The organism is Streptomyces kebangsaanensis (assembly GCF_001906585.1).
Lineage (GTDB): Bacteria > Actinomycetota > Actinomycetes > Streptomycetales > Streptomycetaceae > Streptomyces > Streptomyces kebangsaanensis.
The window spans coordinates 136,597-154,374 of record NZ_JUJA01000158.1 but is presented as its reverse complement, the minus strand read 5'-3'; the positions used below and the strand labels follow the sequence as shown (position 1 = coordinate 154,374).

Annotated in this window: 16 protein-coding genes; 9 read left to right on the top strand and 7 right to left on the bottom strand. The window is 74.0% G+C overall.

What is annotated here, in order from left to right; translation table 11 throughout:
- Positions 1–575: LysR family transcriptional regulator (locus tag RH94_RS44960; protein WP_407697371.1), on the bottom strand; the 575-nt coding region annotated here is incomplete at its 3' end.
- Between the two features lie 11 nt (positions 576–586).
- Here RH94_RS44960 and RH94_RS29240 point away from each other — a divergent pair.
- Together RH94_RS29240 and RH94_RS29235 are read left to right on the top strand one after the other, a co-directional pair.
- A complete protein-coding gene (locus RH94_RS29240) occupies positions 587–1,765 on the top strand; it encodes a YeiH family protein (RefSeq protein WP_073951348.1) in 1,179 nt (392 codons plus the stop codon).
- A gap of 33 nt (positions 1,766–1,798) precedes the next feature.
- On the top strand, positions 1,799–2,530 hold the full coding sequence (locus RH94_RS29235) for a helix-turn-helix transcriptional regulator (protein ID WP_079189235.1): 732 nt from the start codon (positions 1,799–1,801) through the stop codon (positions 2,528–2,530).
- Here RH94_RS29235 and RH94_RS29230 read toward each other — a convergent pair.
- Positions 2,513–2,914, bottom strand: coding sequence for a VOC family protein (locus tag RH94_RS29230; RefSeq protein ID WP_073951424.1), 402 nt, complete (start codon positions 2,912–2,914; stop codon positions 2,513–2,515). The two genes, RH94_RS29235 and RH94_RS29230, sit on opposite strands and share 18 nt — an antisense overlap.
- Before the next feature lie 99 nt (positions 2,915–3,013).
- Between RH94_RS29230 and RH94_RS29225 the strand changes: the two genes are divergently transcribed.
- Positions 3,014–3,667: a ThuA domain-containing protein gene (locus RH94_RS29225; protein WP_073951347.1), complete on the top strand. Its 654-nt coding sequence runs from the start codon at positions 3,014–3,016 to the stop codon at positions 3,665–3,667.
- 210 nt (positions 3,668–3,877) lie between these two features.
- Positions 3,878–5,452 (top strand): carboxylesterase/lipase family protein, encoded by a 1,575-nt coding sequence (locus tag RH94_RS29220; protein WP_199881084.1) that lies wholly within the window; start codon positions 3,878–3,880, stop codon positions 5,450–5,452.
- A 29-nt stretch (positions 5,453–5,481) separates the two neighbouring features.
- On the opposite strand, the gene mmuM is transcribed toward RH94_RS29220, so the two are convergent.
- Both mmuM and RH94_RS29210 read right to left on the bottom strand, forming a co-directional pair.
- Positions 5,482–6,417 (bottom strand): homocysteine S-methyltransferase, encoded by a 936-nt coding sequence (mmuM, locus tag RH94_RS29215; protein WP_073951346.1) that lies wholly within the window; start codon positions 6,415–6,417, stop codon positions 5,482–5,484.
- Positions 6,414–6,947 (bottom strand): MarR family winged helix-turn-helix transcriptional regulator, encoded by a 534-nt coding sequence (locus RH94_RS29210; RefSeq protein ID WP_079189234.1) that lies wholly within the window; start codon positions 6,945–6,947, stop codon positions 6,414–6,416. The genes mmuM and RH94_RS29210 overlap by 4 nt, the downstream gene beginning before the upstream one ends.
- Positions 6,948–7,108: 161 nt before the next feature.
- On the opposite strand from RH94_RS29210, the gene RH94_RS29205 reads away from it, so the two are divergent.
- The 4 genes from RH94_RS29205 to RH94_RS29190 all read left to right on the top strand — a co-directional run bounded on the left by RH94_RS29205 (position 7,109) and on the right by RH94_RS29190 (position 9,654).
- Positions 7,109–7,906 (top strand): SDR family NAD(P)-dependent oxidoreductase, encoded by a 798-nt coding sequence (locus tag RH94_RS29205; protein ID WP_073951422.1) that lies wholly within the window; start codon positions 7,109–7,111, stop codon positions 7,904–7,906.
- 70 nt (positions 7,907–7,976) lie between these two features.
- Positions 7,977–8,345: a VOC family protein gene (locus RH94_RS29200; protein WP_073951345.1), complete on the top strand. Its 369-nt coding sequence runs from the start codon at positions 7,977–7,979 to the stop codon at positions 8,343–8,345.
- Positions 8,346–8,395: 50 nt separating this feature from the next.
- Positions 8,396–8,854 carry a hypothetical protein gene (locus tag RH94_RS29195; protein ID WP_073951344.1) on the top strand — a complete coding sequence of 153 codons (459 nt, stop codon included), beginning with the start codon at positions 8,396–8,398 and terminating at the stop codon, positions 8,852–8,854.
- Positions 8,851–9,654 carry an isocitrate lyase/PEP mutase family protein gene (locus tag RH94_RS29190; RefSeq protein WP_073951343.1) on the top strand — a complete coding sequence of 268 codons (804 nt, stop codon included), beginning with the start codon at positions 8,851–8,853 and terminating at the stop codon, positions 9,652–9,654. The genes RH94_RS29195 and RH94_RS29190 overlap by 4 nt, the downstream gene beginning before the upstream one ends.
- A 293-nt stretch (positions 9,655–9,947) precedes the next feature.
- Here the strand turns inward: RH94_RS29190 and RH94_RS29180 are convergent, their stop codons facing one another.
- The 3 genes from RH94_RS29180 to RH94_RS29170 all read right to left on the bottom strand — a co-directional run bounded on the left by RH94_RS29180 (position 9,948) and on the right by RH94_RS29170 (position 17,194).
- On the bottom strand, positions 9,948–11,033 hold the full coding sequence (locus RH94_RS29180; protein WP_073951341.1) for a lytic polysaccharide monooxygenase auxiliary activity family 9 protein: 1,086 nt from the start codon (positions 11,031–11,033) through the stop codon (positions 9,948–9,950).
- A 165-nt stretch (positions 11,034–11,198) separates the two neighbouring features.
- Entirely contained in the window at positions 11,199–12,338 is a 1,140-nt protein-coding gene (locus RH94_RS29175) for a GH12 family glycosyl hydrolase domain-containing protein (protein ID WP_073951340.1), read from the bottom strand.
- Between the two features lie 230 nt (positions 12,339–12,568).
- Positions 12,569–17,194: a tetratricopeptide repeat protein gene (locus RH94_RS29170; RefSeq protein ID WP_073951339.1), complete on the bottom strand. Its 4,626-nt coding sequence runs from the start codon at positions 17,192–17,194 to the stop codon at positions 12,569–12,571.
- Between the two features lie 107 nt (positions 17,195–17,301).
- Between RH94_RS29170 and RH94_RS29165 the strand changes: the two genes are divergently transcribed.
- A complete protein-coding gene (locus RH94_RS29165; RefSeq protein ID WP_073951338.1) occupies positions 17,302–17,628 on the top strand; it encodes a trypco2 family protein in 327 nt (108 codons plus the stop codon).
- Positions 17,629–17,778 lie beyond the last annotated feature (150 nt).

Here is a 17,778-nt window from a genome sequence, read left to right as displayed (position 1 = left end):
AGCCGGTCCTCGGCCACCTGCCGCGTCGACATCACGCGCGCCAGGTGCGGCCCCTCGATGAACCCGACGTCGGCCTCTCCCGACTCGACCAGCTCGGGCACGTGCTCGCTGTTGGTCACCTGCAGTCCGATGTACAGCTCGGGCCGGCGGCCCCGCAGCTCGCTGATCCAGACCGGCAGCAGGTACTCCGCGATGGTCAGGCTCGCCGCGACGCGCAGCTCCGCCTCCCGCCGGGCGCGCAGCCTCTCGGCCCCGGCGAGCAGCTCGTCCAGCTCGTCCAGGACCCGCCGGGCGTGCCCCGCGACGACCTGCCCGGCGAGCGTGAGCCGGGAGCCGCGGCGGGTGCGGTCGACGAGCACCAGCCCCAGACCGCGCTCCAGCGTGGACAGCCGGCGGCTGGCGGACGGCTGCGAGATCCGCAGCCGCTCGGCGGCCCGGCCCAGGCTCCCCAGGTCGGCGACCAGGACCAGGAGCCGCAGCGACTCCAGGTCGGGGGTGCGGAGCGGAAGAGCGGCGGTCCGGGACGGCACGGGCGCGGGTCGTTCTGTCACAGCCGAAGCGTATGAGCGACTCATAGCGTTCCGCTATGAGCTCCTGCTCAGACAAGGGCTACAGCGGCCGGGCGCCGACGCCCAGAGTGGTGATCATGAACGACGCACGCTCCGGCCGGGCCCGCGCGGCCGACCCCGTACGCCCCGCCGACGCCACACCCCTCGCCGGCCCCGACGCCCCCGCGCGTCCCGCCGACACGGGCCGCCTCCCCGGCCTGGCCCTCGCCGTCGGCATCGCCGTCGTCGCCACCGCGCTGGGCCGGCTGGCCCCGCTGGTCGGCGGACCGGTGGCCGGGATCGTGCTCGGGGTGCTGGTCGCGGTCGTCGTACGGCCCGGGGCGCGGCTGCGGCCGGGGATCGCGTTCGCCGGACGCGGGGTGCTCCAGGCCGCGGTGGTCGTCCTGGGCGCACAGCTGTCCCTGGGCCAGGTGCTGCGGGTCGGCGTCGGCTCGCTGCCGGTGATGATCGTCACCCTCGCCGCCTGCCTGGCCGCCGCGTACTGGATCGGACGCCGCCTGGGCATCGCAGGTGACCTGCGTACCCTGATCGGTGTCGGCACCGGCATATGCGGCGCCTCGGCGATCGCGGCGGTCACGCCGGTCATCGGCGCGGCGGGGGCCGAGGTGGCGTACGCGGTCTCCACGATCTTCGTCTTCAACATCGCCGCGGTCCTGACCTTCCCGGCCCTCGGACACCTGCTGGACATGAGCCAGCACTCCTTCGGCCTCTTCGCGGGCACCGCCGTCAACGACATGTCGTCGGTCGTCGCCGCCGCCACCACGTACGGCGGCGCGGCGGCGGACCAGGCGGTCGTGGTCAAGCTGGCCCGCACCCTGCTGATCATCCCCATCTGCCTGGGCCTCGCCGCCCTCGCCCGCCGCCGCGCGCGGACAGCGGCCGGCACGGCCGACATGGCCGGCCCGGCCGGCAACCCCGGCCCGGTGCGCGTCGGCCGGCTGGTCCCCTGGTTCCTCGTCGGCTTCCTCGTCCTGGCCGCGGCCAACACCGCCGGTCTCGTCCCGTCCGCCGCCCACGGCCCGCTCAGCACACTCGCCGTGTTCCTGATCACCGTCGCCCTGTCCGCGATCGGCCTGTCCACCGAACCCGCCCGGCTGCGACGCACCGGCCCCGCACCGCTGCTCCTCGGCGGCTGCCTGTGGCTGGTGGTGACCGCCACCAGCCTGGCCACCCAGTTCCTGATCAGCCGTCTGTGAGGACAGGGCCGACGAGGCCGTAGCCTTGCGGGCGTGGCTGTCGAGACGGCCGTGCGCGCGTCGGGGTACGCGGAACGCCCCTCCCGGCTGCCCGGCGCGGTGGTGTGGACGAAAGCCCCGGTCCCGGCGGGATCCGGGGCCGGGGCGGTCCTGCCCGTGCTGCCCGACGGCTGCATGGACCTGCTGTGGAGCGAGGGGCGGCTGCTGGTCGCCGGGCCCGACACACGGGCGTACGACCCCTCGGGGCCACCCGCGCACTGGGCCGGCCTGCGGTTCTTCCCCGGCACGGCGCCCGGCTGCCTCGGCGTGCCCGCCCACGAGCTGCGCGACCGCCGCGTCGAGCTGGCCGAGCTGTGGCCCGCCGCACCGGTCCGGCGGCTGCGCGCACGGCTGGACGCGGCGCGGGACCCGGCCGCCGTACTCGAGGAGGTGGCCCTGGAGCGGGCGGCCGTGACCGGCCCGCCCGACCCGCTGCTGCGGCACCTCGTCGCGGCACTGGACGCGGGCCGCCCGGTGGGCGCCACCGCCGACGAACTCGGTCTCGGCGCCCGTCAGTTGCACCGCCGCTCGCTGGCCGCCTTCGGCTACGGCCCCAAGACGCTGGCCCGTGTGCTGCGCCTGCAGCGGGCGCTCGCGCTGGCCCGCGCGGGGGTGCCGTTCGCCGAGACCGCGGCCCGCGCGGGCTTCGCCGACCAGGCCCACCTGGCCCGTGACGTGCGGGAGCTGGCCGGGATGCCGCTGAGCGGCCTACTCGCTCTCGGGTAGCGGCGCGAACAGGTCGACGCCGTTGCCGTCCGGGTCGTGCACGACGGCGTACCGCTGGCCCCAGAAGGCGTCCCACGGCTTGAGCTCCCCGTGGTACCCGGCGCCGACCAGGTCCTCGTACACGGCGTCCACCTCGGCGGGTGTCCCGCAGCGGAAGGCGAGCGAGACCCGGCCGCCCCCGGCCGGCGGCCGCCAGGCGGGGTGGAAGGAGCGGATGGTGTCCTCGGTGTCCAGCGCGAGCGTCAGCCCGCCGGGCAGCTCGGCCTCGACGTGCGGCTGCCGCTCGGCCCCCTCGGGGAGGACGAGCCCGAGCCGGCGGTAGAAGGCGAGCGACGCGGCCAGGTCGGAGACGACCAGACCGATCACGGCGAATCGTGGAGTCATGCGGTCACGGTAGACACGGCCGCGACGGCCGGTCTTGAAGGAATCGGACACGGACCCGATCGGGTCCCGCACGGGTCCGGCCGCGTAGGGTCGTGCGCCATGGCCCGCCGACTCCTCGTCCACACCCGCACCACCGGCTACCGCCACGACTCCATCCCGGACGCCGTGGCCGCCCTGCGCGCCTTCGACGGGTTCGAGGCCGAGCACACCGAGGACCCCGCGGCCCTCGAACGGCCCCTGGAGCCGTACGCCGCCGTCGTCTTCCTCTCCACCAGCGGCGAGGTGCTCACCCCGGCCGGACGGGAACGGCTCGCGGCGTACGTGGAGCGGGGCGGCGGGTTCGTCGGTGTGCACGCGGCCGCCTGCACCGAGTACGACTGGCCGTACTACGGCGAACTGCTCGGCGCCCGGTTCGCCCGGCACCCCGAGTACCAGCCCGGCCGGGTCCTGGTCGAGGACCACGGCCATCCGGCCACCCGGCACCTGCCCGCCGTGTGGCCCTTCACCGACGAGTGGTACGACTTCCGCACCAACCCGCGCGGCACGGTACGGGTCCTGGCCCGCGCCGACGAGTCGTCGTACCGCGGCGGCGGCATGGGCGCCGACCACCCCCTGGTGTGGTGCCGTGAACAGGGCCGGGGCCGCGTGTTCTACACCGCCCTCGGCCACGCCTCCGAGGCGTACACGGACCCGGACTTCCTCGCCCATCTGCGCGGCGGGACCGACTGGGCGGCGGGGCCTGCGGGGCGGTAGCCGCCCGGCCTGCCGTACCCGTCCCGTCCCCGCCCCGTTCCCGCCCCGGCGTCCGAACAGCGGTGTCCGCGGGCCGTGCACCGGAATACCGGGGGACGATGGAGCGCTCCGGTATTACCCGATGGCCGTATGACGGGATGACGGGACGGCCGGACGGCCGGACGGCGAGCGCGGCGAGCGCGGCGAGCGCGGCGAAGGGCTGGTGGGCGTATGACGGCGGACCGGACGGGCCCCGTGGTCGCGACCCCCTACGGGGCGGTGCGCGGCAGACACGAGCACGGGGTGGCCGTGTTCCGCGGCATCCCGTACGCCGCACCCCCCTTCGGCCCCCGGCGGTTCCGGCCCCCGGTGCCGCCCGAGCCCTGGGACGGCGTGCGCGACGCGGGCTCCTTCGGCCCCACCGCGCCGAAACCGCCGTACTCGGAGGCCTTCGCGCAGTACCTGTCCGACCCGTTCGTCCCCGGCGACGACTGCCTCAACCTCAACGTGTGGACGCCCGGCCCGGACCCGGGCGCCCGGCTCCCCGTCGTGGTGTGGCTGCACGGCGGCGCGCTGACCCGCGGCTCCTCGGCCGTCCCCGTGTACGACGGGCACACCTTCGCCCGTGACGGCGTCGTCCTCGTCTCCGTCAACTACCGGCTGGGCGTGGAGGGCTACGGACTGTTCCCGGACGCCCCCGCCAACCCCGGCCTGCGCGACCAGCTCGCCGCCCTGCGCTGGGTCCACGAGTCGGTCGGGGCCTTCGGCGGCGACCCCGACCGGATCACCCTGGCCGGCCAGTCGGCCGGGGCCATCAGCATCGGCGCCCTGATCGCCGCCCCGCAGGCCCAGGGCCTGTTCCGGCGGGCCGTCCTGCAGAGCGGGCCGCCGGAGGCCTCCGACCGCGACAAGGTGCGGCGGATGGTGCGGCGCATGGCGGCCCGGCTGAAGGTGCCCGCCACCGCCGAGGCGTTCGCCGCCGTCGACCGGGACCTGCTGCTGCGCACCCAGGCCGAGGTCGGCCGGCTCAGCAGCCCGGTCCTCGGCGGCCCCGCCTTCGGCATCGTCGTCGACGGCGACCTCGTGCCGCGCGACCCGCTCCAGGCGCTGGTGGAGGGGGACGTGGCACGCGGCGCCGACCTCCTCATGGGCTGGACCCGCGACGAGTACCGGCTGTGGCTGGTCCCCGGCGGCCTGCTGGAGCGCGTCGACCGGCTCGGCCCGGTCGCGCCGGCCGGCGCGATGGCCCGCTGCCACTGCGGGCACGAGGTGGTCCGCGGCTACCGCGCCCTGCTTCCCGGGGCCGGCCCCGCCGAGCTCGTCGGCCAGCTGGTCACCGACCACCTGCTGCGCCGCCCGCTGCACCGCCTGGCCGACGCCCGCCCGGGCTCGTCGTACGTCTACGAGTTCGCCTGGCCCTCGCAGTTGCCCGACCTCGGCGCCTGCCACGCCCTGGAGCTGGGCTTCGTCTTCGACTCCGGCGACCTCCCGGACTCCCGCAAGCTCGCCGGCGAGGGCGCCCCGCGGGAGCTGGCCGACGCCATGCACGCCGCCTGGGTCCGCTTCGCCACCGACGGCGACCCGGGCTGGCAGCCCTGGGACGCCACCCATCCGGTACGCGTCTTCGGCGACGGCCCCCCGCACACCGTCCACGGCCCGCGCGACGCCGAACTCGCCCTCTGGACGATCGGCACCGCCCCCGTCCCGGAGCCGCCGCCCCCGCCCGAGGGCACCCGCGCCCGCACGGCGGACCTCCGCGCGGCGGTACGGCGACTGCGGCGGGCGGGCGGAGTGAGCGGCCGCTGACGCACCAGGGCGCGGTGGCCGCGGGACGGCTACCGCGCCGCCGACAGGACCCGGGCGACCTGCGCGATCCCCTCCGGCCCCACCCGGCAGCAGCCGCCGATCAGCCGGGCGCCGGCGGCGCGCCAGACCCGGACCCGCTCGGGACCGAAGGTGGAGCGGCCGGCCCACGTCCGGCTCCCGGCGTCCCAGGACTCACCGCTGTTGGGGTAGACCACGACCGGCTTGCCGGTGACCCGGGCGGCCGTCCTCACCGCGGCGGCCGCGTCGCCGGGAGCACAGCAGTTCACGCCGACCGCGATCACCTCGTCGGCGTCGGCGGCCAGGGCGAACGCCTCCTCCAGCGGCTGCCCGGCGCGGGTGCGGCCCCCGGCGACGCTGTACGACAGCCAGGCGGGCACCCCCAGCCCGCGCACCGCCCGCAGCAGCGCCCGCGCCTCGTCCGTGTCGGGCACCGTCTCCAGCGCCAGCACGTCGGGCCGGGCGGCGGCCAGCACCTCCAGCCGGGGCCGGTGGAACCGCTCCAGCTCCTCGACGGTGAGCCCGTAGCGCCCCCGGTACTCGGAGCCGTCCGCGAGCATCGCCCCGTACGGCCCCGCCGACGCGGCCGCCCACAGCGGCCGGGAGACGCCCGCGGCGTGCGCCCGCCGCGCCGCCTCACGGGCCAACTCCACGCTCAGCGCGATGAGTTCGGCCGCCGGTCCGCGTCCGATGCCACGTTTCCCGAACCCCTCGAACGTGGCCTGGTAACTCGCGGTGATCGCCACGTCGGCCCCCGCCTCGAAGTAGGCGAGGTGCGCCCGGGTGATCGCCTCGGGCCGCTCGGCCAGCAGCCGCGCCGACCACAGCTCGTCACCCAGGTCGTGCCCGGCCGACTCGAGCTGGTTGGACAATCCTCCGTCGAGCACGAGCGGGCCCGCGGCCAGGGCGGCGGCGAAGTCGCCGGTCACGGCGCGGCGCGGGTTCATCGGCCGGCACCGCTCGGGTCGGTCCGCGGCCGGGGGGCCTCCGCCTCGCCCGTCTCGCCCGCCGCGCCCGAACGGGACCAGGCGAGCCCTTCGAGCCGTTCGATGCCCTGGTTGAACTCGATCAGCAGGGTGAGGAACTGCTCGGTCCTCCGGTCCGTCCAGCCGGACGCCTCGATGAGGCGCCGGGCCCCCGCACGGCTGATCTCACGATCGGCCTCCAGCCGCTCCAAACCCAGCGCGGTGGGGCGGAACCTGCGGGCCATGCCCCCGTCGGGGTCGGGGATGCGTTCGACGAGACCGCTGCGGAGCATGGCGCTGACCTGACGGTTGATCGTCGAGATGTCGACCTGGAAGGTGTGCGCCAGCTCCTTGAGCGTGGGCGGCTCGCCGGTCTCCAGGCGGGTGAGCAGGACGTAGGCCGAGCGTTCCAGGCTCTGGCCGATGCGGGGACCGCGCGAGGCGACGAAGTGCCGGGACAGCAGGGTCAGCTCCCGCTCCAGGTCACCCAGCCGGCGCTCTTGCTCAGTCATGTCGCTGGTCCTCTTCCGCCTCGACTCCCCCTCATCATGGCGCATGCCCGCCGCGGGCCCGGAGGCTGATCGACGAGCTTTTGTGCATGATGCACATCGTATGTATCGTGCACATTATGTGCATGGTGCACATGGTGCTGCGCCGACGGAAGGACACCCCCATGGAACGCCTCAAGGACAAGGTCGCGGTCATCACCGGCGCGGGCAGCGGCATCGGACGGTCCGCCGCCGAACTGATGAGCCGGCAGGGCGCCCGGGTCGTGGTCGCCGACTACGACACCGAGGGCGCCGAGGAGACCGCCCGGACCATCGAGGCGGCCGGCGGCCGGGCGCTGCCCGTCACCGTGGACGTCACCGACGAAGGCTCGATCGCGGACATGGTCGCCGCGGCCGTCGCCGAGTTCGGCGCCCTGCACGTGCTCTGCAACCACGTCGGCGGAACCGACCCGCGCAAGGACCTGGACCTGCTGCGCATGGACATGGACGAGTTCGACCGGGCCGTCGCCCTCAACGTGCGCAGTGCCCTCCTGGGCTCCCGGCACGCGGTGCCCCACATGATCCGCGCCGGCGGCGGGTCCATCATCAACACGGCCTCCGTCGCCGCACTCGTCGGCGACGTCCTGCAGACCTCCTACGGCGCCGTCAAGGCGGCCGTCGTCAGCCTCACGAAGTCGACCGCCGTCCAGTACGGTCCCCAGCGCGTGCGCTGCAACGCCGTCGCCCCCGGCGCGGTCATGACCCCCGCCCTGGAGAACAACCTGCCCGAAGACGTCGTCGAAGCCCTCAAGAGGGGCAACGCCCTGCCGTACCTCGGCTCGCCCGAGGACATCGGCCACACCATGGTGTTCCTGGCCTCCGACGAGTCCCGCTACCTCACCGGGCAACTCCTGGTCGTCGACGGCGGCATGACCGTGCAGTCCTCCGCCGCCCCCGGACGACGCGCCATGCTCCCCGGCTAGTCCACCGGGCGCCGGGGCCCGCCGTTTTATTCGCTTCTGGGCCGCGGGCGGACTCTGCCACCATGCGCGTATGACTTCCGCCATCCGCCACATGACGATCGACTGCTCCGACGCGTACGCACTGGCCGGCTTCTGGTCCCGTGTTCTGGACCTGCCCGTGCACGAGGACGACGAGCCGGGCGACGAGGAGGTGTTGATCGAGGGCGCCGGTCTGCTCTTCGTGACCGTGCCGGACGCCAAGACCGTCAAGAACCGCGTGCACCTCGACCTCCAGCCGCAGGACCGCACCCGCGACGAGGAGGTGGAACGGCTGCTGGGCCTCGGCGCGACGCTGGTCGCCGACCGCCGCAACCCGGACGGCACGGGCTGGGCGGTGCTCGCCGACCCGGAGGGAAACGAGTTCTGCGTGGAGCGCGGCAAGGGTGAACGGACAGGCTGAGCGGGACGGTTCGGCCGGTACCGAAACAACCCGCCCCTAGCGTGGGCGGTATGAGCGAGACCGCCTACGAGACGCCCGCCGCGGCCGTCACCACCATGGTCGACCACGTGCTCGGCCTGGCCGCCACCTGGACCGCCTGGGACGGTGCGCCGGCCCGCGTCGACGACCGTGCGTACACCCCGCACAAGGCGATCCGCCGCGTCGCCGACCACATGATCGACCACCTGGCCGAGCTGGAGGCGCGGCTGGCCGGCGAGGAGCCCCGTCCCGACCGCTGGCACGCCTCCACGATCACGACCGGGGCCGACCGCGCACCCTTCACCGCCGAGGACCTCGACGAGGCCCGCAGTCGTCTGACCCGGTTGGCCCGCATCTGGGCCAACCGCCTGGACGCGCTCACCGACGAACAGCTCGACCACTCGCCGGGCGAGGGCTGGAGCTTCCGTGGACTCGCCCGCCACCTCGCCGAATCCGCGTACTACGCCGACGCCGTGGGTGACCTGTCGTGACCGCCTTCGCCGACCTCCACCACGCCGACGCGCCCCTGCTGCTGCCGAACGCCTGGGACCACGCCTCCGCCCTGGCCCTCGCCGCCCGCGGCTTCCCGGCCGTCGGCACCACCAGCCTCGGCGTCGCCGCCTCCGCCGGACTGCCCGACGGCGCCGCCGCGACCCGGGACGACACCCTCCGGCTCGCCCTCGCCCTGGGTTCGCAGCCCTTCCTGCTCTCCGTCGACGCGGAGGGCGGGTTCAGCGACGATCCGGACGAAGTGGCCGAGTTCGCCCGACAGTTGTGGGTGGCGGGGGCGGTCGGCATCAATCTGGAGGACGGTCTCGGACCGCCCGGCCGGCACGCCGCGAAGATCGCCGCCGTCAAGTCCGCCGCACCCGGCCTGTTCGTCAACGCGCGCACGGACACGTACTGGCTGGGTGGCGGAGACGGTGACGGCGACGGATACGGCGACGAGACGGAGACGCTGCGCCGTCTCGAGCTCTACCAACAGGCGGGCGCCGACGGCGTGTTCGTCCCCGGGCTGACCGAACCCCGGTCGATCGACGCCCTCGTGAAGCACCTCACCACCCCCCTCAACGTCCTCTACTCCCCGGCCGGTCCCGCCGTCCCCCACCTCGCCGACCTCGGCGTACGCCGGATCAGCCTCGGCTCGCTGCTGTACCGGCGGGCGCTGGGCGCGGCCGTGGAGACGATGACCGCCGTCGCGGCCGGGCGCACCCCGCAGGGTACGACTCCCTCGTACGAGGAGGTGCAGGCGCTCAGCCGGCCCGTTCTCTCCCACCGAGCACACGGATGACCCGGTCCGCGAACGCCTCGGGGTCCGGTTGCCGGGGGAGGGCGAAGACGTCCGCGTGGAGGCGGCCGACGCGCGGGCCGAGCGGCTGCCCGTGCCGCGGGAGCCGGAGGACGGTGAGGGCGGACGCGGGTTGGTGATGGTGGCCGCGGTTTCCGAGCGGTGGAGTGCGGAGCCGCGGCCGGGCCGCCCGTGCGAGGTCGTCCGGGCGGAGGTGGGGCGCCGTGCGTTCGGGATGAGTCCGGGCGCGCCGGCGGGGTGCCGGCGCGCCCGGTGTGCGACGGACGCCGTGGGCGTCAGGAGGCGTCGCAGGTGATCGAACCGACCGGATAGTCGTTGCCCGTGGACGTGGCGGTGAAGCCGAAGGTGACACTGCCGTCAGGGGGGACGGTCCGGTTGTAGTCGACGTTCCTGACCGTGACCGCACCGTCGGTGCCCGTGGTCAGGGAGCCGTTCCAGGCGTTGTTGATCTTGGTCCCGGCGCCGGGCTTCCACGTCACCGCCCAGCCGTTCAGCGGTGCCGTGCCGTGGTTCATCACTTCCACCGAAGCCTGGAACCCGCCACCCCACGAGCTCTGCACGGTGTACATGGCCATGCAGGTGCCGGTGTGCGGATCCGTCGGGGTCGGCGTGGGCGTGGGCGTGGGCGTCGGGGTCGGCGAGCCGGAGCCCCGGATGCCGGTCACCTCGCCGTGGCCGCCGTCGAAGACGATGTCGGAGCAGGAGAAGAAGTTCTCCTGGCTGTCGGACCGGACCCACTGGATGAAGACCAGCGCGTCACCCGAGCGGCCGGAGGGCAGCTTCAGGTCCCAGTAGTAGTGGCCGCTGTCGGTGCCCGGTGAGCCCTTCTGGGGCGGGTTGGTGACCGTCTGGATCAGATCCAGGTCGGCCCAGCGCAGCTGGGACGTGGGCGACCAGCCGGGCTTGGTCAGGTAGACGCGGAAGTCGCCCGGGTGCGCGGCCCAGTTGCTGTACTGGACCTGCATCGTGGCCCCCGAGGTCAGGTGCGTCCGGGGCCAGTCGCTGCGGGCGGCGTTGTAGGCGGAGAAGTCGTACGGCGAGCGGTTGCCCGCGCTGCACAGGGTGCCGTCCGGCACGTAACCGGATCCCCGGCCGCCGGCGTTGGAGTCGAGCACGGCGAACCAGTTGTACAGGGGAGTGGCACCGCTCTTGGCCAGGGCGTCCCGGCAGGCGGGGTTCGTCGCGTCGAGGCTGCCGGTGGCGGTGCGGGCGTCCAGGTAGCACAGGTAGGTGCGCGAGCCGGGCATCATCGCCACGCCGTGCGCCTCGGCGCGGCCCTGACCGAGGAGGGTCAGGCCCAGTGCCGCGAGGAGGGTGGCGAAGGCCGCCGCCACCGAGAGGAGTCTGCTGCGTCGAGCCACGTTCGGTCCTTCCTTCCTGCTGTGGGGGGATTGCTTCCGTTTCCTTTCGCGCCTGCCGCCCGGAGGGAGCGCCGCCCGGTCGTGGGCGGCGCGTCACCGGTGCGGCGCGGGTGCGTCTCGGGGCAGGTGCGCCTCGGGTCGGGCGCGTCTCGGGTCGAGTGCGTCTCAGGCGGTGGTGCAGGCGGAGCCGTTGAGGGTGAAGGCGCCCGGTGCGGCGAACGTGCCGCTGTGGCTGCCCTGGAAGCCGAACGTCTGGCTGCCGCCCGGCGCTATCCGGGCGTTGTGCGCCAGGGCGCTCGCGGTGACGGCGCCCGAGGACGGGGACACCGTGGCGTTCCACGCGCTGGTGACGCGCTGCCCGGAGGGCAGGGTGAAGGCGAGCCGCCAGCCGTCCACCGGCGCCGAACCGGTGTTGCGGATCGTGACGTCGGCGGTGAATCCGCCCGACCAGACGTTGGTGGCGTACGTCACCGCGCAGGCGGTCTGACCGCCGGGGGTGCCGCCACCGTTGTCGCCGCCGCTGCCGCCCGTGCGGATCTCCGAGGAGAACGACGTCACGGCGAGCCCCGTACCGTTCTGCCAGGGCTCGAAGCCCGCCTGGATGCTCGTCAGGTACCAGTTACCCGCGGCCAGTTGGCGGGAGACCGCCTGCCGGACGAAGTCCATCACGTCGAAGCTCCAGCTGCCGATCGCCGACGGGGCGACGAAGGACAGCACGTTGTTGGAGCCGTTGTTGCCGGACCACACCTGCCAGGAACGGCCGGCGACCGTGGCCGTGCCGGTCTGCGAGCCCACCGGCTGGACCGGCCCGACCTTGTTGAACCAGATCATGATCTCGGTCCGGTTCACGCCGTCCTTGCGGGGCGTCGGGTCCAGCCAGATGTCGTACGCGGCGTCGTAGACCGCGTCGCTGACGTAGCTGTACGAGATGCTGGTGGGGGCACTGGAGATGGTGTCGAGCCGGGCCGGAAGCGCCGTACCCGGCGAGCAGTTGGTGTAGTGGCAGCCGTTGTAGACGGACGGGTACGACTTCGGGGCGCCGTTGGTGGGCACCGAGCCGTCGGCCCGGTTGATCCGGAAGCCGGAGTCCGTGACGGTGATGCACTGGGCGGCGTCGGTGCCCCAGCGGTTGTTCTGGACGACGTAGCGGCCCTGGATGGTGGTCGTTCCGAAGGTTTCGCAGATCTGCGTGTCGGCCCGGGCCGCCGGGGCGGACGCCAGGGCGGCGGCGATCAGGGCGAGGGTCGCGAGCAGCGCGCCCAGCAGGCCGCGCGCGGGGTCGATCCGGTGTGGCAACAGTCGCATGGGGGCCTCTTCGGGAGAGCGACGTCGGGGGGAAGAGAGGAGCGCCCCGCCCACACATTCATGGGAGCGCTCCCACCGGTTGAGGCGGACTATAGGAAGCAACGCATGTCCCTGACAAGGCTGTGGGCGGGAACTGTGACAGGGAAACACGGAAGCCCAGGTTGCCGGGCTCGCGTCCGCACCCGTGTCGTACGCGGGACGATCCCGCTGGAGGGCATGGCGGAGTGCCGCTACGCCTGTCGGGCCTCTTCGGCGAGGCGATGCCAGCCGTACCGCGCCGCGATCCGTGCCGCCTCGCCCATGGCGGGGGAGGCCGGCTGTACACGGCCCTGGACGATCAGCGCCGAGGCCAGGTCGAAGGCGTGAGCCGTGGGCTCCTCGGCGAAGCGGCCGCGGGCCAGGGTCACCGCCTCGTCCGCGGCGGCCGCCGCCTCAGGGGAGCGGCCCACGGCGTGCAGGGCGAGCGCGTGCCGGCCCAGCGCCTGAGCCAGGGCCGGCGCGTACACCTCCGGAGCCTCCTCCACCAGGCGCCGATGGATGTCCACTGAACGCAGTGCGGGCCCGAGTGCCCGGTCCGCCTGTCCGAGCCCGGTGTGCGCTCTGGCGATCACCTCGAACGCCGTGGCCACCTCGGCCTCCCGGGCGTCATCGTCCTCGTCCCCGGAGCCGAGCAGCCGCAGCGCCTCCTCGGCGAGTTCGATCGCGTGCCGGTCGGGGCCGGCCTCGACCAGTGCCCAGGCCAGGTTTATCGCCGCCGACGCCACGTACGAGGACGCCTCGGCCGCGGCTTCCGGGTCGCCCTCCACATCGGCGGCGAGCGCGCGGTTGCGGTGCAGCGCCTCCTCGCACGCCTCGATCGCGGGCTGTCGCAGCCCCTCCCGGGACAGGGCCGACGCGTACCAGCTCAGCGCTGTGCAGAGCAGTCGCTCGGCCTCGGGGGAGTCCGGCGCCGGTTCGCGGCACGCGCCGACGGCTTCCTCGGCGAACTTCAGGCCTTGGTGCTCACCCGCCTCCACCAACGCTTCCGTGTGGGTGATCAGCGCCTTGGTCCGGCTTTCCGGCGGGAGTCCGGCGGCGGCGGGGTGCCGGTGCAGGGCCAGGGCCTCGGAGGTCACCTCGGCGACCTCGCGCCGTCGGCCGACATTGGACAGTGCGTCGGCCAGGCGCCTCAGAGCACGGAGCAGGAACGGCAGATGACCCGGTCGCTCCTCGAACACCTGCTGCGACAACCACACCGCCGTACGGAACGGGTCGACCGCGTCATGCGGCCGGTCCAGCGCCCTGAGCGCGATGCCGTGCATGGTGAGCACCTCGGCCAGCGCCGCCCGGTACGGAGCCGGATCCTGTGGTGCCGTGCGCAGCAGTCCGACGGTGCGTTCGGTGAGGGCGAGAAGATCGCTCCAGCGGTCCAGGGAGATCAGGGCGCAGGACCAGTTGGTGCCGACGCGGGTCAGCTCCTCCAGATGTGCGCCGGGCTCGTTCTCCGCGAACGGAACGAGCAGTTCGTACGCCTCCTGGTAGCGCGGCAGCGCCTTTTCCTCCTCGCCGAGGTCGGTGAGCGTGTTGGCCAGCACGTCGACGGCGATCGCCAAGTGGGGTGTGTGGACCTCTGGTTCCGTCTGGACCAGCTCTCGGAACAGCGTGATCGACTTCTCGACGATCCGTACGGCCTCGGTGTCCCGTCCGGCATGCCCCAGATAGTTGCCGAGGTTGCACAACGCGTCCGCCAGTGGCGGGCGGTAGGCCTCGGGCAGTGTTCGGAAGCCGTCGCGGAAGAGCCGGACCGCCTCCTCCAGGGCCGCCACGGCGTCTTCCGGCTGATTCTTGTCCGCGTACGCGTTGCCCAGGGCGACCAGCGCCGCGCCCAGTGAGAACCGGTGGACGAGCGGCTGCCGCTCCGCCGCCGGCCGCAGCAGCCCGACCGACTCCTCGGCCGCGGAAACCGCTCGTGTGCCGTCTCCACAGTGCCGGAAGACCTGCACGGCATCGGAGAGGGCGGCGGCGAGGTTCCGCAGATGCCGGGCCGGGGAGCGGTCGGCGAGCTTGCGGTGGATGACCAGGGCTTCGTCCATGGCCTCCTCGGCCTCGTGGTGACGGCCGGCTTCCTGGAGTTGGTTGGCGAGGTTCGCGAGCGCGTCCGCGAGGTCGAGGAGATGGCTGTCGGGCACCTTCCGGGCGAGCTCATGGTAGGCGGCCACGGCCTCCGCCGCCGCCTCGACGGCTTCGGCTCTGCGGCCGGCCGAGGCCAGCGCGTGCGCCAGGTTGTGGTGGGCGAGTGCGAGATCGGGCGCGTGGGCCGGATCGCTCGCGGCCAGGTTCCGGTAACGCTCCAGGGCGCTACGGGCCGGTGCGACGGCCTCCAGCCGCGAGCCGGCGTCGAGGAGTTGGTTGGCGAGGTTGGTCTCCGCCATGGCGAGGTCGGGGAGATGACGCTCCGGATCGTGCTCGCTCAGTCGGCGGTAGTGCTCGTTCACCTCCCGTGCGGACGCCAGTGCCTCCTGCGTGTGCCCGGTGTCGGCGAGCAGAGCCGTGCGGGTGTTGAGCGAGAGGGCGAGTTCCGCTTGCGCGTCGGGAGCGCCGCCGGCCGCCAGTTCCCGCCGGAGCGCGATCGCCTCCCGGATGACGGGCAGCGCCTGTGCGGCCCGGTCGATCTCGCCCAGCCGTATGGCGTAGCGGTGGAGCCGGCCCGCGAGTTCGGAGGTGGCGGCGGTGTCGTCGTCCGCCGGGGTGCTCCTGGCCAGACGGACGAGGAACTCGGCGAGGTCGGCGGCCCACCGGTCGAGCGCGAGCGTCGGCAAGGGGACGGCTTCGTACAGTTCCCGCGCGAGCGACACCCCCGCCCGGGGCCGCTGCTCCAGCTCTTCGAGCACGGCGTCCAGCGCCTCGCGCAGTGGGGCGGGCTCCGCCACTTCCGTGGCCATACGCACGGCGGGTGTGGCGAGTCGCCCGGGGTGCCGTGTCACCACGTCGCGCAGCCGCTCCGCCACCGGGTCCTGGTGCGGTGCGGCGCGGGAGAGGACGTGGAAGGCCGACTCGATCTGCCGTCGGTCGGCGGCGGGCAGCAGCCACTCCAGCAGCTGCCGCTCCTCCGCCAGGACGCTGCCCACGAGGAACTCGCCCAGCCGGTCGGGCTGCAGGGCACCCCAGTACCGCCCGTCCGACGGGTACAGGTCGGCCAGCCAGCGGGCGGCGGCGGTGCGGTCGGCGGCACCCACGTCGTTCTGCGGCAGCCTCCCCAGGGTGGCCAGGGCCTCCTCCTGGTCCTCGGCCCCGCACAGGGTCGCGGCCGCCACCAGCAGGTTCAGTTTCTTCCGGGGCAGACTGCCGAGGCCGAACCGGGCCGCTGTCCTCCTCCAGTGCCTGTACTCGTGCAGGAGCAGGATCACCTCGTCCGGTTCGCCGTCGGCCGCCGGTACCGGGTCGATGTGCTGGAGCTGTGCCACCAGGACCGTCATCTGAAGGTTCAGGGCACCGGCGAAGCGCTCGTCGGTGACGTCGGGGAGGGGCGCGGCGAGCGGGTCGGCACCGGGGCGCAGCGCGCGCAGCCGTTCGCCGAGGTCGCGTGCCGCGAGCCGGGCCGCGTCGGTGCGTGCCCGGGGGGACGGTTCGAGGACGGCCAGGCCGAGCGAGTCGGGGCCGTCCGCCAGCAGCCCGTGGGTACGGGCGTACTGCGCGGGCGTGGTCCACCACTCGCCGCCCTTCCGGGCGAGCAGCAGGATCCGCGCCGGGGGCCGACCCGGTTCGGCGTGCAGCGTCTCGCACAGGGACCGCACCTGACCCGTCCTGGCCTCGGCGTAGTCCAGGACGAGAAGGAGCGGAACCGTACGGGAGGACAGGAAGGCGCGGAGCTCTTCCGGGTCGGCACGGTCGTCGAGGAACCCCGCCGCCCAGCCGGCGCGGCGCGCCTCCTCGACCGCCGCCAGGGCGAGTCGGGTCTTGCCCTGACCGCCCGGCCCGGTGATCAGACGAACCGCCGAGTGCCGCTCCCCGTCCCGCCAGTCGGCGATCCCGCGGAGTTCCCCGCACCGGCCGTGGAAGCGGACCACACCCGCCTCCGGCCGGAGCAGGGAGACCGGTGAGTCCATCGCGTGCCCGGTGTGCGGGTGGAGCAGCGGCTGGAGCTCGGCGGAGCGCGGCCCTTCGGGCGGCAGCTCCAGCAGGCCCCGCATGCCGGGGTCGTCCCACAACGGGGCGAGGTCCTGGACGAACAGCCGACCGGACTCGGGTTCGGGCTCGGCGCTCACCACCACGCCCACCAGCAGGCCGTTGCAGAGCACGCCCGAGCCGGACATGCCCTTCCACCGGGACGTCGCTTCGTCGCCGGTGACGTCGAGCGGCGCCGGCACCGGGCCGCTTACCCGTACCTCCCGCCAACCCGTGCCGGGCGGTGCGGTGTTGATGACACCGTCGATCTGCGCGGTGTCACGGAACGCGAGGTTCCCGTCGAGGTCGAACACGGTGGAACCGCGGGGGAAGCCCGTGGCCGAGACCAGCGCCCGGCCGGGCTCGGTGACCAGCCGCCCCCAGCGGTGCGGCGGCAGCCCGGGCAGCTTCGCCAGGCGCGGATCCGTGCAGTGCAGCACCGCCAGGTCCACCGCGTCCCGGCCGGGCGCGGTCCGTTCCCGCGGCACGTAACGGCGGTACACCACACGGCATTTCAACCACTTCCGGTCGCCCACCACCACCGAGCGCACCCATGTCTCACCGGTCCCGGGTCCCAGCACCAGATGGGCCGCAGTCAGGACGTGGCCGCCGGGCAGCAGCCGGCCCGAGCCCATCTTCCACCCGGACGAGCCGGGCGGACGCGCGGCGACTTCGATGACCCCCTCGTCCAACCGGTGCCCTTCGGCCGCCATGAGTCCCCTCCCGTGGGATCTCCCTATGTGCCCGTGCGCGCATTGTGGCAGTGGTAGGACTGGTTGGTGGCGGGTAGGGATGTTTTGCAGGCGGACGGAGGAGGGGCATGGCCGAGCACGGTGGGGGCGGGGCAGCGGTGGAACTCGCCGAGGCGATCGAATCGCTCCGGGCACAACTGGAGGCCGCCCGGCGGCTCGCGCCGCCCGGGAGCCTGCGCTTCGAGGTCGGCCCGGTGGAACTGGAATTCCAGGTGGAGCTGGTGAGCGGAGCCGAGGTCAGCGGGGGCGCCAAGTTCTACGTGATGTCGGCCGGTGGTCGGCAGAACCGGGAGAACCGCACCACGCACTCCGTACGGCTCACCCTCACGCCGCAGGATCCGGCGGGCGGTCCGCTGGAGGTCTCCGGTAACGCGGTTGGCATTCCCGGACAGTGATCGGCCCCCGGGCATCGGCCGCCGGACGGGCGGTGGAGGTCTACCGGCTCACGGAGGAGGGCGGGTGCACCTTCGGGACCGGCTTCCTGCTGGACGGTGGCCTTCTCCTGACCGCCGCCCATGTCGCGGGGCCCGCGGGCGGCCGGGCCC

Coding starts and splice junctions, on each gene's coding strand:
- RH94_RS29240 (WP_073951348.1), top strand. CDS start 587: ATGAGCTCCTGCTCAGACAAGGGCTACAGCGGCCGGGCGCCGACGCCC.
- RH94_RS29230 (WP_073951424.1), bottom strand. CDS start 2,914: ATGACTCCACGATTCGCCGTGATCGGTCTGGTCGTCTCCGACCTGGCC.
- RH94_RS29225 (WP_073951347.1), top strand. CDS start 3,014: ATGGCCCGCCGACTCCTCGTCCACACCCGCACCACCGGCTACCGCCAC.
- RH94_RS29220 (WP_199881084.1), top strand. CDS start 3,878: ATGACGGCGGACCGGACGGGCCCCGTGGTCGCGACCCCCTACGGGGCG.
- mmuM (WP_073951346.1), bottom strand. CDS start 6,417: ATGAACCCGCGCCGCGCCGTGACCGGCGACTTCGCCGCCGCCCTGGCC.
- RH94_RS29210 (WP_079189234.1), bottom strand. CDS start 6,947: ATGACTGAGCAAGAGCGCCGGCTGGGTGACCTGGAGCGGGAGCTGACC.
- RH94_RS29205 (WP_073951422.1), top strand. CDS start 7,109: ATGGAACGCCTCAAGGACAAGGTCGCGGTCATCACCGGCGCGGGCAGC.
- RH94_RS29200 (WP_073951345.1), top strand. CDS start 7,977: ATGACTTCCGCCATCCGCCACATGACGATCGACTGCTCCGACGCGTAC.
- RH94_RS29195 (WP_073951344.1), top strand. CDS start 8,396: ATGAGCGAGACCGCCTACGAGACGCCCGCCGCGGCCGTCACCACCATG.
- RH94_RS29175 (WP_073951340.1), bottom strand. CDS start 12,338: ATGCGACTGTTGCCACACCGGATCGACCCCGCGCGCGGCCTGCTGGGC.
- RH94_RS29170 (WP_073951339.1), bottom strand. CDS start 17,194: ATGGCGGCCGAAGGGCACCGGTTGGACGAGGGGGTCATCGAAGTCGCC.
- RH94_RS29165 (WP_073951338.1), top strand. CDS start 17,302: ATGGCCGAGCACGGTGGGGGCGGGGCAGCGGTGGAACTCGCCGAGGCG.